The sequence below is a fragment of the Thiocapsa rosea genome, assembly GCF_003634315.1.
Lineage (GTDB): Bacteria > Pseudomonadota > Gammaproteobacteria > Chromatiales > Chromatiaceae > Thiocapsa > Thiocapsa rosea.
The window spans coordinates 801,650-815,805 of sequence record NZ_RBXL01000001.1; the positions used below are offsets into that span (position 1 = coordinate 801,650).

The 14,156-nt window shown below is 64.2% G+C and carries 12 protein-coding genes; 1 reads left to right on the plus strand and 11 read right to left on the minus strand.

Features of this window, described 5'->3' with window-relative positions; genetic code table 11:
• Positions 1 to 7 precede the first annotated feature (7 nt).
• Positions 8 to 1,663 (minus strand): magnesium-protoporphyrin IX monomethyl ester anaerobic oxidative cyclase, encoded by a 1,656-nt coding sequence (gene bchE / locus BDD21_RS03595; RefSeq protein ID WP_120795976.1) that lies wholly within the window; start codon positions 1,661 to 1,663, stop codon positions 8 to 10.
• 252 nt (positions 1,664 to 1,915) lie between these two features.
• Between bchE and BDD21_RS29000 the strand changes: the two genes are divergently transcribed.
• The gene (locus tag BDD21_RS29000; RefSeq protein WP_281269126.1) at positions 1,916 to 2,038 is read left to right on the plus strand and encodes a hypothetical protein; all 123 of its coding nucleotides are present in this window, start codon (positions 1,916 to 1,918) and stop codon (positions 2,036 to 2,038) included.
• On the opposite strand, the gene puhE is transcribed toward BDD21_RS29000, so the two are convergent.
• The 10 genes from puhE to bchF all read right to left on the minus strand — a co-directional run bounded on the left by puhE (position 2,022) and on the right by bchF (position 14,092).
• The gene (puhE, locus tag BDD21_RS03600) at positions 2,022 to 2,948 is read right to left on the minus strand and encodes a putative photosynthetic complex assembly protein PuhE (RefSeq protein ID WP_120795977.1); all 927 of its coding nucleotides are present in this window, start codon (positions 2,946 to 2,948) and stop codon (positions 2,022 to 2,024) included. The two genes, BDD21_RS29000 and puhE, sit on opposite strands and share 17 nt — an antisense overlap.
• A 262-nt stretch (positions 2,949 to 3,210) precedes the next feature.
• Positions 3,211 to 3,666 (minus strand): photosynthetic complex assembly protein PuhC, encoded by a 456-nt coding sequence (puhC, locus tag BDD21_RS03605; protein ID WP_120795978.1) that lies wholly within the window; start codon positions 3,664 to 3,666, stop codon positions 3,211 to 3,213.
• Between the two features lie 15 nt (positions 3,667 to 3,681).
• Positions 3,682 to 4,338 carry a photosynthetic complex putative assembly protein PuhB gene (gene puhB, locus BDD21_RS03610; RefSeq protein ID WP_120795979.1) on the minus strand — a complete coding sequence of 219 codons (657 nt, stop codon included), beginning with the start codon at positions 4,336 to 4,338 and terminating at the stop codon, positions 3,682 to 3,684.
• Positions 4,335 to 5,102: a photosynthetic reaction center subunit H gene (gene puhA, locus BDD21_RS03615; protein ID WP_120795980.1), complete on the minus strand. Its 768-nt coding sequence runs from the start codon at positions 5,100 to 5,102 to the stop codon at positions 4,335 to 4,337. Before puhA ends, puhB begins: the two co-directional genes overlap by 4 nt.
• 282 nt (positions 5,103 to 5,384) lie before the next feature.
• A complete protein-coding gene (bchM, locus tag BDD21_RS03620; RefSeq protein ID WP_120795981.1) occupies positions 5,385 to 6,086 on the minus strand; it encodes a magnesium protoporphyrin IX methyltransferase in 702 nt (233 codons plus the stop codon).
• Positions 6,086 to 6,997 carry a ferredoxin:protochlorophyllide reductase (ATP-dependent) iron-sulfur ATP-binding protein gene (gene bchL, locus BDD21_RS03625; RefSeq protein WP_425470208.1) on the minus strand — a complete coding sequence of 304 codons (912 nt, stop codon included), beginning with the start codon at positions 6,995 to 6,997 and terminating at the stop codon, positions 6,086 to 6,088. The genes bchM and bchL overlap by 1 nt, the downstream gene beginning before the upstream one ends.
• Positions 6,994 to 10,731, minus strand: a complete 3,738-nt coding sequence (locus BDD21_RS03630; RefSeq protein ID WP_120795982.1) for a magnesium chelatase subunit H — start codon at positions 10,729 to 10,731, stop codon at positions 6,994 to 6,996. Before BDD21_RS03630 ends, bchL begins: the two co-directional genes overlap by 4 nt.
• The gene (bchB, locus tag BDD21_RS03635; RefSeq protein WP_120795983.1) at positions 10,706 to 12,295 is read right to left on the minus strand and encodes a ferredoxin:protochlorophyllide reductase (ATP-dependent) subunit B; all 1,590 of its coding nucleotides are present in this window, start codon (positions 12,293 to 12,295) and stop codon (positions 10,706 to 10,708) included. The genes BDD21_RS03630 and bchB overlap by 26 nt, the downstream gene beginning before the upstream one ends.
• Positions 12,296 to 12,299: 4 nt before the next feature.
• Positions 12,300 to 13,586: a ferredoxin:protochlorophyllide reductase (ATP-dependent) subunit N gene (locus tag BDD21_RS03640; RefSeq protein WP_120795984.1), complete on the minus strand. Its 1,287-nt coding sequence runs from the start codon at positions 13,584 to 13,586 to the stop codon at positions 12,300 to 12,302.
• Positions 13,583 to 14,092, minus strand: coding sequence for a 2-vinyl bacteriochlorophyllide hydratase (bchF, locus tag BDD21_RS03645; RefSeq protein ID WP_120799727.1), 510 nt, complete (start codon positions 14,090 to 14,092; stop codon positions 13,583 to 13,585). The genes BDD21_RS03640 and bchF overlap by 4 nt, the downstream gene beginning before the upstream one ends.
• Positions 14,093 to 14,156 lie beyond the last annotated feature (64 nt).

Genomic DNA, 14,156 nt, shown 5'->3' on the forward strand with positions numbered 1-14,156 from the left:
AACCCGGTTAGTCAGGTTGGACTGCCGTCATCTTGGGCTTGGAGACGGCGACCTTGACCGGCAGATCCGATTCCGAGACCTGCAGATCGTCCGGTGCACCGCATGCCACGACCTTGACGGGCGTTCCTTTGAAATTCATATCTGCGGACAGCTCGGGACGATCCCGCTTCAACTGCGCGATCTCGTCGGCAGTCAGAACCTTGGATGCATCGAAGCCCAAATCCACCTCGGCCGACATCCCCTTCATCTTGAGCCGCTCGAGATCGTAGAACTTCTTCGACGCGGTCGTCTTGGCGAAGGCCTTGAGGCAGCCGAGCATGTAACGCCTGCGGAACTTGTCCTTGATCCAAGGATACTCCAAGAAGCTCTTGCGCATATAGAAGCGCGCATAGTTCTTCAGCACGCCCTTGAGCACCTGCTCGCGCGTCATCGCCTCGGGCTTCATGATCGGCGTCACGAAATTGTACTTGGAGTAGTCGCGAACCTCCACCCGGTCGCCCAACTCTTCGAACAGCTCCGCGAAGGGCCATGGCGTGTACATGTTCCAGTTCGCCATGTCGGGCTTCCAATCCTGGGCGAGCTTGTAGGTCTCCTCGATGGTCTCGGGCGTCTCGTTCTCGAGACCCATGATGAACTGGACCTCGGCGACGATTCCGGCCTGCTGCAGGAGCTTGACTGCGAGCTTGTTCTGCTCGACCGTGGTCTGCTTGCGGAAGGTGTCGAGGTTCAACTGCGACACCGCCTCGGTGCCGAGCGAGACATGGACCAGACCCGCCTTGCGGTACAAGGGCAGCAGGTCGCGGTCGCGCATGATGTCGGTTACGCGGGTGTTGATACCCCAGTGGAGCGGGAGATCGCGCTTGATCAACTCCTCGCAGAGTGCGACGAACTTCTTCTGGAAGATCGTCGGCTCTTCGTCGGCGAGGATCATGAAGCCGACGTTGTAGTCACGAACCAGGGTCTCGATCTCGTCGACAAACTTCTTCGGATCGCGATGACGATATTTGCGCCAGAACTTCCACTGCGAGCAAAACCGGCACGTAAACGGACAACCGCGCGCAAAGTTCGGGACGGCAACCCGGCAGTTGAGCGGGGTGTAGATGTATTTGTCCCAGTCGAGAAGCGACCAATCCGGCGTCAGGGTATCCAGATCCTCGATGACCGGACGCGCCGGGGTCGCGACAACCTGGCCGTCGTCGTCGATATAGGCGATACCCCAGATACGCTTGCGGTCTTGCCGATGCGTGCCTGCCTCGATGGACTGCAGGAGCGCAACCGCGATCTCCTCGCCCTCGCCGCGCACGATGTAGTCGATCCAGGGCGCCTCGCTGAACACCTGGGTGTACATAAAGGTCGGATGGATGCCGCCGAGCACGGTGACGCAGTCCGGGAGCACCTCTTTGGCGATCTGCAGCGTGGTCTGCGCCTTGTAGATCTGCGGGGTGATGGCGGTCGCCAGAACGACGTCGGGCTGGTTGACCCGGATGATCTCGCGCAGCTTGTCGTCCGGAATATCATAGGTCATGGCATCGATGAACCGGATGTTCGTCATGCCCGCGTGCTTGAGCGCACCGCCGATATAGGCAACCCAACCGGGTGGCCAGTTTCCCGCGATTTCCGCACCACCACAGTGATAGTTCGGCTGGATCATCAATATACGCATGAGAATTCCTCAGGAACGGGTCGAACGGCAAACGGCCATTCAAGCCTGACCGCATTAGTCCGATCTCGGGCGAAGCCGAACTCGTCGAGCCAGCGACACCGGCAATCACACCGAGACGCGAGGACACCGGGACGCAGTGCCTCCGCGATGCGTTGGCCTAGAGCTCGAACGTTTCCGAATCGGGTCGTTTCGTAATCGCGCCGTCCGGGCGCGCATTGCTTCATACCTTAGCTGATTCCCGAGCATCTCGATATGATTCGCGTCAACCGCGCCGGGCGCTACGACATCGTCTTTCCGACAGCCGCCGTGGCCAACATCCTTGTAAGCCTAGCCGAGTCTCGGGCTCGGATCAAAGCGCTCAAGGAATCTCCGTGATCGGTGCCCCGCCTCGACCACCCCCGACCGAACGACCGGGTGACGCCGAGACCGCCTGCTGGACCGACGCCTCTCGGGAGGCCGCCATTCTGCGGGTCGATCCATCGGAAGGCGATCCCCCCTGGCCGCGCTCCCCACCCGGCTCCCCGTCGGCGTCGCGCGGCGGCAGCGCCCAGGCCCAGAGCCTTTCGTCCGGCACGGGAAGCACGAGGAACCAGTGCTCGAGGATCCCCAGACCCAAAAGGCTCGCCACCAGGATCAGGCTCACGACCTCGAACTCGCTCGCACCCGGACTCAGCGCCCGAGACACCATCAGAACCACGATCAGGGTGGCCAGGGTCACCGAGATCGGAAACAAGAGGTTCATGCTCCGCTTGGGCATGTAGGACTTCAGGTACGCCAGATGCTCGGGCAGCCAGTCGTTCAGATTGGGAACACCCAGAAAGAGATTGAGTTTTGCGCTCCAGCGCATCAGCCAGAGAACGACGAAGGTCCAGGTTCCGACCTGATTGGGCTCGCCCCATGTGATCAAGACCAGGAAGGCCACCGCCGAGAGGACCGCAAACTCATGATAGAGGCTGGTCAGAATGGCCAGACCGAAGCGCTTCCAGGCCGCACAACCGGGCGGGCACGGCGTCTTGCGCGGCCCGGTCAGAAGACCGGTGAAATAGCTCATCTCCAAGACACCCCAAACCATCACGCCGGAGGTAAAGGCAATGTAGGCGGCGCTCAGAGAGGTTGAGGTACTGCTGACGACGAGCGCAAAGACGGCAAACGCAAGCACCGCGGAGCCGCCGAGCATCGTCCAACCGAAGGTGCGACCCGGCAAATTGTCCAAATAGAGCACGACACCCGTGCTGAACCACCAGAGCCCGAGCGCGAAAAGAACGGGGTAACCATATTCGAGCATGAAATGCGCCCTATTCTCTGGCCGACGGCGATCGGAAGACCTCTCCTTCCGAGATCACCCCTGCCCTGCAGCGAAAGACCTCGCCATCGCCGGGTCGAGGATCGACCGACGTGTCGCTCGGTAGGAGCAGATCCCGCGGACGCGGAATATCGAGGTCGGGGAGTCGGATAATAACAGGCGAGACGCCGCACGAGCATTCTTCGTGTCGTCGCGACGGCAGCCGGGCAGAGGGCAGCGCTCGCCCCCCTGCCCGGCCGCAATCTCACTGAGGCGATGGCTGTGCCGATAGGAATCGACCGACGGCGACTTCGTTCGTCGGGCCGAATGCCCTGAGGTCGATAAAGAAGTCGGTCGTTTGATCCTCCAACGTAAAACGACCGTTCTCGCGAAGGCTCAGCCGATAGGGCCCATTCAGAGCGACGCCGTGCATCCGACGCTCGCGCTCCAAGGTGCGAAGCACCCCTCGAATGAACCCGTCCTCACCCGGAGGGAGCGTTTCCAGCAGCACCCCGGACTCGGCATCGTAGACCGCCAGGTCGCCCTGGCCGACCTCGACGAAACTCAGATCGCGAACCGCAACCTCGGGTGAGACGGGAGCCTGGCTCGGATCGAAGCCGGTCAGCCGAGCGACAGCGACCGCCAGGATCGTGAAACCGATCAGCAAGGCAACCGCGATGAGCATGCCCCGCGGGAACGGACGATCATGCAATTCAGTCAAGATTCAACCTCTTCTTCAGGATGTCGGAGCAGGGTCGGATCCGGCGCGATCGTCCGAGCCCGCCTCGGCATGCGCAGCGCCCGTTTCGGTCTGGGCCAGATAGCGGTTGAGGGCATCCGAGAGGATCTCGGCGACCCGACCCACATCGGGAATGGCCCGGAGCATCGGCTGCGGTTTGGCGAAATGCCAGGGGCGAACATGCGGCCACATGACCGTATAGGACGTACGCGTGGACGCCACCAGGATGATGGGGATGTCGCCGGTATCGTCGCTATGGCGTTTCATTTGCGCGGAATGGATCTGAGCAAACGGAAAGTTCACGATCATCGGCAGTGCGACACCGAAACGCATCACCAAGCGGCGCGTCGTGATGGTGTAGACCGTAGACCTCGCCATCGCCCAAGCAAGCAGCACAAGGCCGCCGATCGAGACGACGCCGAGGGCCAGGATCCAGAGCGCACCGACCACGACCTCAGCCGCGGTCTCCCCCGCGGAGAGATCCGCGAAGATCCGCCAGACCAGAATGATGGCGAAATAGACGGCGACCTTCCGAACATGAAAGGCGCGCCGCGCCAACGCGGTCCAGCGCGGCGCGCCCTGCCAGAGCATCTCCTCGCCGGGAGGAAGATGCTCGGGCAAGCCCCGAATGGGCTCGGACTCATACTCTCTCACAGCAGAGGCTCAGACCGATCCGCAGCTGCGTAAAGTTGGCCACCGGCATAGTATGCGCAGACCTTGTCCTCTTCGTAGAGGGTGACCTGATCGGGCTTGGCCAGACCCGGCACGTTCGCGAAGTGCTTGCCGGCGATCGACTTGACATTGACCTTGCGGTTTTTCTTGTCGAAGCGCGTGAAGTTGATCGGCAGCAGGACCTGCTTACCGCCTTTCGCGACCTTCACCTCGAGATACCGGATCTGCGGCTCGGAACGATCGACCCAGACGTCGGTCACGGTTCCGCCGACTTCCCCGTCGAATCCGACAACCGTCATACCGCGCGGATCCGGATCCTTCTCGGCGATCGAGAAATCGGTGGCGACGCGCAGCGGGACGATCTTGGGCGCGCCCTCGAAGGTCAGATCCGGGTGCTTTGCGCGATCCGGGGAAGCGGACGGACCGAAACCGGACAGCATCGGATCGCCGTTCGGGATGAGCGGCGAGCCCGCGCCCGGCTGAGCCGGCGTGGCATTGATCTTCTCTGCGGCCTCGACACGCGGCACGGAGAAGCTTCCGCCGTTGTGCGGAAGCACATAGGTCTTCGGCTTCGGCATGGACGGGAAACCTTCGATCTTGACCTTACCGCCACGCGTGGACTCGAGCGGATAGCCTTCCCGCTTGTTCTCGCGATGCAAATAGAAGACAAGCCCGGCGAAGAAGAACCAGAAGACATAGAGAACGATCTGGGCGACGTCGATATAGCTGGTGATGGCTGCTGTCATGAGGTGACCTCCGTAGGACGAAAGACTAACCGCGAGAACCGGTTAGGCCGAAGCGCGATAACTGCCGATGACCGGGTTCGTTCGGGGGAGCGACGAGCGGATCAATGGCGGCCAACGCGGGGAAATATGCTCTGGATCTCGATGTGATAGACGCCCCCCTAGCCAGTGAAAGGACCGGAACTTGCCGGCCCGAGACGACACCCGAGCGCCGCGCCGCAACAGGCAGCGGAGCCATACGCATGGGCGCACGAACGGCAGTCTCGAAACACCACACGCGACTGCTCACGCAGGCACCAGCTCCAGCGCCTGCGAGGTATAAAAACCGACGGCGATCCGCCGGGTCCGCTGCGGATGCCAGCCCGCGAGGGCCGGATCGCCGGCCAAGAGTGCTCGCAGCCGATCCGGTCCGACCGGCACGATCGCAGGCGAACGGTTGCCGCGCGGAAAGAGCTGCCCGACGGCGTGCATCACGGCCAGCGCGGGCGTCTTGGGTGCGAAGGTGAAGAGGATCGAGCCGCCGGTTCGTGCGGCCAGCCCGGCCAACACCTTCACCACATCCGCCGGAACGTAATGGATCAAGGAATCCATGGCGACCACATGATCGAATCGGCCGTGCGCCGGGTCGAGCATGTCGCCGGCCTCGAAATGGACCGACCCTGGACCGAGGTCCTTCGGGGTACGCTCCTGCGCGATCTGGATCAGGGTCGGTGCGACGTCGATGGCGACGACCTCCGCACCGCGGCGTGCCGCCTCGAAGGCCAAGGCACCCGTCCCGCAACCGGCGTCGAGCAGACGTTTACCCGTCAAATCGGCGGGCAGCCAATTCAACAGGGTCGCCCGCATGTCGTCGCGGCCGGCGCGCACGGTCGCCCGGATGCGGCTGACCTTCACGTCGGATGTCAGCTTGCGCCAGGCGTCGGCCGCGGTGCGATCGAAATAGGTTTCGATCTCTTCGCGGCGCTCTTGATACGAGCCGTTGGCCATCAATCGAACCCCAGAAAATCAAAGATATCGCGGTCGCGCATGGGCTGCGCGTCCAATGGCTCGACCCCGTCCCACAGCATCTGGGCAAGGCGAAGATACTCGGACTTGGCATGCTCGAGTCCGTCTGCGTCGTCCATCTCGAACAGGGTCGACTTCTTCAGACGACTGCGCCGGATGACGTCCAGGTCAGGCAGATGGGCAAGCCGCTTCAGACCCACCGCATCGTTGAAACGGTCGATCTCGTCGGTATTCACGCTGCGGTTGGCGATGACGCCGCCGATGCGCACGCCGTAATGCTTGGCCTTGGCCTGGATCGCCGCCGCGATGCGGTTCATCGCGAAGATCGAGTCGAAGTCGTTGGCGGTGACGATCAGCGCACGCTCGGCATGTTGCAGCGGCGCGGCAAACCCCCCGCAGACGACGTCGCCGAGCACGTCGAAGACCACCACGTCGGTGTCTTCCAGCAGGTGATGCTGCTTGAGCAGCTTCACGGTCTGGCCGACCACATAGCCGCCGCAGCCGGTGCCGGCCGGCGGACCACCCGCCTCCACGCACATCACGCCGTTGTAGCCCTCATAGACATAGTCGCTCGGGCGCAGCTCCTCGGCATGGAAGTCCACGGATTCGAGGATGTCGATCACCGTCGGAACCAGGCACTTGGTCAGCGTAAAGGTCGAGTCGTGCTTCGGGTCACAGCCGATCTGCAGGACGCGCTTGCCGAGCTTGGAAAAAGCGACCGACAGGTTCGACGAGGTCGTGCTCTTGCCGATACCGCCCTTGCCGTAGACGGCAAAGACTTTGGCTGTATCGATCCGGATATCCGGATCGAGCTGGACCTGGACGCTGCCCTCGCCGTCCGGGTGCCGTGTGAAGTCGCCGAGCATGCCGGCCGGGATCTCTTGGATCGTCACGCAGCGGCCTCCTCGACAATGCCTTCAAGACGGTCTTCAAGCTCCTCGCCGGCCAGACGCAGCGCCTCGAGCGTGGCCGCATCGGGCGACCAGTAGTTACGCTCGTGGGCCTCGATCAGACGGTTCGCGACCTTGGCCGATGCCGTCGGGTTGAGCTGCGCCAGACGGTTGCGCATCTCTTCATCGAGCACGTAGGTCTCGGTGAGCTGCTGATAGACCCAGGGCGCGACCTGCCCGGTTGTGGCCGACCACCCCATGGTGTTGGTGACATGGACCTCGATCTGGCGCACGCCTTCGTAGCCGTGCTTGAGCATGCCCTCGTACCACTTAGGATTGAGCATGCGAGTGCGCGTTTCGAGCGCGACCTGCTCGGCCAGGGTGCGAACGACACCGTCGCCGCGGGTTTGATCGCCGATATAGACGGGGACGTCGTCGCCCTTGAAGCGACCTACCGCGCGGGTGATCCCGCCGAGGGTGTCGAAATAATGGTCGACGGTGGTCACGCCCAGCTCGACCGAGTCGAGGTTCTGATAGGCCAACTGGACGGTGGAGAGCACGCTCTTGAGCAGCTCGGCCTGACGCACCGGCTGACCGGAACGCCCGTAGGCGAAGCACTTGCGACGCGTGTAGGTCTCGGCCAGCTCGTCCTCGCCGTCCCAGTTGCTGCTGTCGACCAGGTAGTTGACGTTGGCGCCGTAGGCCCCGTCGGCATTACTGAAGACACGCAGCGAGGCTGTCTCGAGATCGCAACCCTGCGCCTCTTGGTAGGCCAGAGCATGCTTGCGCACGAAGTTCTGCTCGAGCGGCTCGTCGGCCTGGGCTGCAAGGAAGGCAGCCTCGGCCAGCAGACGGGTCTGCAGCGGCAGTAGATCGCGGAAGATGCCCGAGAGCGTCATGACCACGTCGACACGCGGACGGCCCAGCTCTTCGAGCGGGATCAGGGTCGCGCCGGCCAGACGACCGTAGTTGTCGAAACGCGGGAGCGCGCCGAGCAGCGACAGGGCCTGCCCGATCGGTCCGCCCTCGGTCTTGAGGTTGTCGGTCCCCCAAAGCACGAGCGCGATGGTCTCCGGGAAGCTGTTGCCCTCCTCCGACAGGTGACGCTCGATCAGACGCTGGGCCTGGCGCGCCCCGTCCTTGACCGCGTAGGTGCTCGGCAGACGGAAGGGGTCGAAACCGTGCAGGTTGCGCCCGGTCGGGAGGATCGCCGGGGTACGCAGCAGATCGCCGCCCGGTGCCGGTGGGATAAAGCCACCGTCGAGCGCATGCAGGATGGCCGGCGTCTCGGTGTCCTGAACCAGAAGTCGGTCGGTCTCGGCCAGCTCGCGGAACAGCTCGACGTTCTCGTGAGAGGTGGCCATCCCGCCGGCCTTGAGTGCCTTTTCCGGAGTCTTGCCCGCAACCAGCGCCTCGATGGCGGCGCGCGTCGGGTGCATGTCCTTGGACGCCTCGGCGACCGCGAGCAGCAGATCGAGCCGCTCCTCTTCGCTCGGTGCCTCGCCGACGACGTGCAGTCCGTGCGGGATCAGGGTGTATTCGAGCTCCAGAACCTTGTCATGCAGCTTGGCAATGCGGCTTTCCGCATCATCGGTCCACGTCGGCTCAAGCTCCGCCAGATCAAGCTCGGCGGCCTGGGCCTGAATCAGCACGGCCAGCTCGGCGCGCTCGTCTTTCTCCTCGGGGGGCAGACCGCGCATGCGCTCCATCGAGCCCTTCAGATCGATCAGACCCTTATAGAGCCCGGCGTGGGCGATCGGGGGCGTGATGTAGCTGATCAGGGTCGCCGCTGCGCGCCGCTTGGCGATCGTGCCCTCGGACGGATTGTTCGAGGCGTAGAGATAGACGTTGGGCAGATCCGTGATCAGTCGATCCGGCCAGCAGGCACCGGACAGACCGGCCTGTTTGCCGGGCATAAACTCCAATGCGCCATGGGTTCCGAAGTGCAGCACCGCATGGGCGCCGAAGTCGTCGCGGATCCAGCGATAGAAGGCCGAGAAGGCATGGGTCGGGGTAAAGCCCTTCTCGAAGAGCAACCGCATCGGGTCGCCCTCGTAGCCGAACGCGGGCTGGATGCCGACAAAGACGTTGCCGAACTGGGCGCCGAGCACGAACAGCGAGCCACCGTCGGTCTGCTGCTTGCCCGGTGCCGAGCCCCATTGCGCCTCGATCTCGGCCAACCACGGCTCGCGCCGGACATGATCGTCGACCGGGATGCGGACATGGACGTTCGCGTGGGAACCGAAGCGCCCGGAGTTGCCGTTGACGATCTGCTCGCGCAGCGCGTCGACGTCTTTGGGCACATCGACCTTGTAGCCTTCCGCATGCATCGTCTTGAGCGTGTGATACAGCGAGGCGAAGACCGACAGATAGGCGGCCGTGCCGGTGTTGCCGGCGTTCGGCGGGAAGTTGAACAGCACGATGGCGACCTTGCGCTCGGCGCGCTTGGCACGACGCAGACGCACCAGACGCTCCACGCGCGAGGCCAGACGTTGCGCGCGCTCGGTGTGCGACTGCATGTCGCGTGCACCGTCGCCCGAGCCGCCGCCGCTGCGACCGCCGTAGACCATGGAGCCGGTCGCGCCGTCCAGCTCGGGGATGGCGACCATCATGGTCGCCTCGACCGCGAGCAGACCTTGGCTCGATGCCTCCCATTGGTCCACATGCTGGAACTCGACCGCCAGGGTGGACAGATAAGGCACGTCCAGCTTGGTCAGGATCTCTTCGGCGGCCTTGGAGTCGTTGTAGGCCGGCCCGCCCACCAAGGAGAATCCGGTGAGCGAGATGACCGCATCGACCGTCGCCTTGCCGTCCTTCAGGAAGAACCGCTCGATCGCCGGGCGCGCGTCCAGACCGCTCGCGAAGGCGGGGATGACCTGCAGACCGCGCGACTCCAGCGCCTCGATCACACCGTTGTAGTGGGCGGCGTTGCCTGCCAGCACGTACGAGCGCATGAGCAGCAGACCGACGCGACCGACGGGGCGGCCGTTCACGGGCGGCAGGCTCGCGAGCTGATCGGAGATCCGGCCCTTCATCTTCGGATGATAGAGCCCGACGTCCGGGTACTCGACGGGCGGCGCGGCCTTGATGGTCCCGCGCAGATGGCGCCTCGGGCCGTCGGCATAGCGGTCGACCAGGAACCGGATCATGTTGCCCAGATTCTCGTCCGAGCCGGCCAGCCAATACTGAAGCGTCAGGAAGTAGGCGCGCACATCCTGGGCGGTGCCCGGTATGAAGCGCAGCAGCTTGGGGATGCGTCGCAGCATCGACATCTGCTGGGCGCCCGCGCTCTGCTTCTTCTCCTTGCCGCCGCGCAGACGCTTGAGCAGCGCCATCGGACCGCCCGGGGAGCCGTCCATCTTAAATCCGCCGAGCCGCGTCATCTTCATCAGCTCGCCGGCCGACATGCAGACGATCATGGCATCGCAGTCGTCACGACGGGCGGCGAGCGCGGGCAGGATGGGTTTGAAGTGCTCCTCCATGACCAGCATGGTGATCATGATGATGTCGCCGCGGGCGATGTCCTCGCGACAACGCTCGAGCAGCTCCGGGGAATCGGCCCATTCGGTGGCGGCATGCAGCGTCAGCTGCAGACCGGGCAGCTCACGCTGCAATGACGGACGCGCCCGCTCGGTCGTACCGGCGAGGTGCCCGTCGAGATTCACAATGACCACGCGGACGGGGGTGATGTCCGTGGTCGGGGCGCGCTTGTCAGCGGCCGAAGTGCGCTTTGGCATCGTAGAGCGTCTCCACAGTGATGGTCTGGATGCCCTGTTCCGCCGCGAAGCGCTCGGTATTCCGACGCGCCTTGCCGCGCACGAAGAAAGGGATCTTTTTCAGCTCCTGCTCGGCTTCCGCTGCCCAAATGATGGTGGAAGCATCGGCCTGCATCGGCGAATCCGCCGATTCGGCCACGGCTTGCGAACCGGCCTCGGTCGGCCGACTCGCTCCGACCCGTGATCCGAGATGCGACGGTGTCGCCGCATCGTGAAACTCGAAGTCCTCCCGGAACATGGTGATGAGATGCTCCTCGAGCCCCATCATCAAGGGGTGGACCCAGGTGTCGAACATCACGTTCGCACCTTCGAAACCCATCTGCGGCGCATACCGCGCCGGAAAATCCTGTACATGCACGGGCGCCGAGATGACCGCGCACGGGATACCCAAACGCTTGGCGATGTGGCGCTCCATCTGGGTGCCCAACATCAGCTCGGGCTGAAGCTCTGCCGCCCGTTTCTCGACCTCGAGATAATCGTCCGTGATCAGCGGCTCGACCCCGTAGCGTTTCGCGCATTCCCGAACGTCACGCGCAAACTCGCGGGCATAGGTCCCGATGCCGACGACCATGAAGCCCAACTCTTCGGCACACATCCGCGCCGCCGCGACCGCGTGGGTGGCGTCGGCGAAGATGAACACACGCTTGCCGGTCAGGTAGGTCGAATCCACCGACCGCGAGTACCAGGGCATTCTAGACGAAATCGGCGACTTGGCATCAGTCACGTCGATCCCTGCGATGCGCCCGACCTCGTCGAGAAAATCACGCGTCGCGCCGATGCCGATCGGCACCGTCTTCACCGTCGGCTGACCGAACATGCGCTCCAGCCACAGGCAGGTCTGATCTGCCGTCTCGGGATAGAGACACACGTTGAAATCCGCCTCGGGGATCCGGAGCAGATCCTCGGGGGTGGCACCCAAGGGCGCGACGACATGAACATCCACGCCGACCGAGGCGAGCAGCCGGGTGACCTCTTCGACATCGTCGCGGCAGCGAAAACCCAGCGCCGTCGGGCCGAGCAGATTCGCACGCGGGCACCGATCGGCCGGTCTCGGCTCGGGATGACGCCCCGCTTCCGGGACGCGGGGCTTGAGCAGACCGCGGACCAGTTGATAGAAGGTCTCGTTTGCGCCCCAGCACTCCTTGCGCGCATAGGCAGGCAGCTCGAGCGACAGGACCGGCACCGGCAGACCCATCCCACGGGCCAGCGCACCGGGCTGATCCTGGATCAACTCGGCCGTACAAGCCTCGCCGACCAAGAGCACGCGCGGTTTGAAACGCTCGAAGGCCTCGCCGACGCAGTTCTTGACCAGCTCCGCGGTATCGCTGCCGAGCTCGCGCGCCTGGAAGGTCGTGTAGGACACGGGCGGACGTGTGCCGCGCCGCTCGATCATGGTGAAGAGCAGATCCGCGTAGGTGTCGCCCTGAGGCGCATGCAGGACCAGATGCACGCCTTGCATGGAGGCAACGACGCGCATGGCGCCGATGTGCGGTGGTCCTTCGTATGTCCAGAGAGTGAGCTGCATCGCGTCAGACCCGCAACAAGGCGGCACGCCGCAGCGGCCGCGCGAAGAGTTCGGCAAGATCGGCGGCCTGATCGAAGCCATGGACCGGCGTGAACACCAGCTCGATGGACCACTTGGTCCGCAGACCCTCGGACTCCAGCGGATTGGCCAGGCCCAGACCGCAGACCGTGAGGTCGGGGCGATCCGCGCGCAGACGATCGAGCTGACGCTCGAGATCTTGGCCCTCGGTGAGGCGCACGCCTTCCGGCAAGAGGCGCATCTCCTCGGCCATGAGCTGACGATCGAGGAAGGGTGTACCGACCTCGACCAGCTCCATGCCGCATTCGCGCTGCAGGAAGCGCGCGAGCGGGATTTCAAGCTGCGAATCCGGGAGAAAGCTGATGCGCTTGCCTTCGAGAGACTCGCGATGATGCGCAAGTCCGCGTTGGGCCCGCGCGATCGCAGGCGCCGTGACGGCGTCGAGCACCTCGCCCGTCACGCCCCATGCCTCGGTCGCCGCGCGCAGCCAGCCGAGCGTGCCTTCGATCCCGAAGGGATAGGGCGCGGACAGCAGACGTGCCCCCCGCGCCTCACAGGCCCGCGCCGTTTCCCCTAAAAAGGGCTGGGCCAGCAGGATCTTGGTCCCGCTGCCCAGGGGAGGAAACGCGGTGGTCCGGCGCGGCGGCAGGAAGTGCACCGGACCGATCCCCAGCTCGGCAAACAGCCGGGCGAATTGATCTTCGACCACGTCGGGCAAGGTCCCGAGGACCAGGAGCGAGCGCTCGCCGCTCGGCAGCTGCGGCAACTCGGGCACCAGCGCCTTCAGACAAGCATCCTCGCCTTGCGTGAAGGTGGTCTCCAGACCGCTCGCCGAATAGTCGAGGATCCGCACCCGACCACTGTAGACACCGGACAGACGCTCGGCGGCCTTCGCCAGATCGAGCTTGATGACCTCCGACGGGCAGGAGCCGACCAGGAACAGGGTGCCGATATCGGGACGCCGCTCCAGGACCTCGGCGACCACGCGATCCAGCTCGGCGTTGCAGTCGGCCAAACCGGCGAGGTCGCGCTCGTGCAGGATCGCCGTGGCAAAGCGCGGCTCGGCGAAGATCATCACACCTGCAGCGGACTGCAGCAGGTGCGCGCAGGTGCGCGAGCCGATGACGAGAAAGAAGGCATCTTGGATCTTGCGGTGCAGCCAGACGATTCCGGCCAGGCCGCAGAACACCTGCCGCTGGCCGCGCTCGCGCGTGACGACCGGAAGCAGATCGCCGGCGGCGGATCCCCGTTCGAGCGTCGGCTGCCCACTCATTCGGCCGCCTCCGCGAGGCTCTCGCGATCCTTTGCCTGATCGCGCGCCTGATCGAGTCGGGCGGCGCGCAGCTTGATCAAGAACTGACCGGCATTGATGACGTACGCCGCATACGCCGCCAGCGCCAGCCACATGAGCCCTTGCGTATCGAGCGCAGCGGTGGCGAGCGCGATCAGATAGGCCGTATGCAGGGCCAGCACCAGCATGCTGAACACGTCTTCCCAAAAGAAGGCCGGTGCGAAGAGGTAGCGCCCGAAGACGACGCGCTCCCAGATCGCGCCCGTGATCATGATGGCGTACAACACCAGCGTCTTGACCACGATCGAGACGGTTGCGGCGAACGCCCCCTCGCCTGTCGCCAAATAGCGCAGCACGAGATAGAGACTCACGAGGAAGATCAGAAACTGCACCGGCGCAAGAATGCCTTGGACCAGCGTCCACGGGGACTCATCGCGGCGGAGGCGCTCCTCCGGGGTGTAAAGCGGTCTGCGTTGCTGGGGCTGCATTCGAGGATGATTCATCAGTGGGCGAACTAGGGTATGATCCGTCGTCGCGTTCTACATATGACGA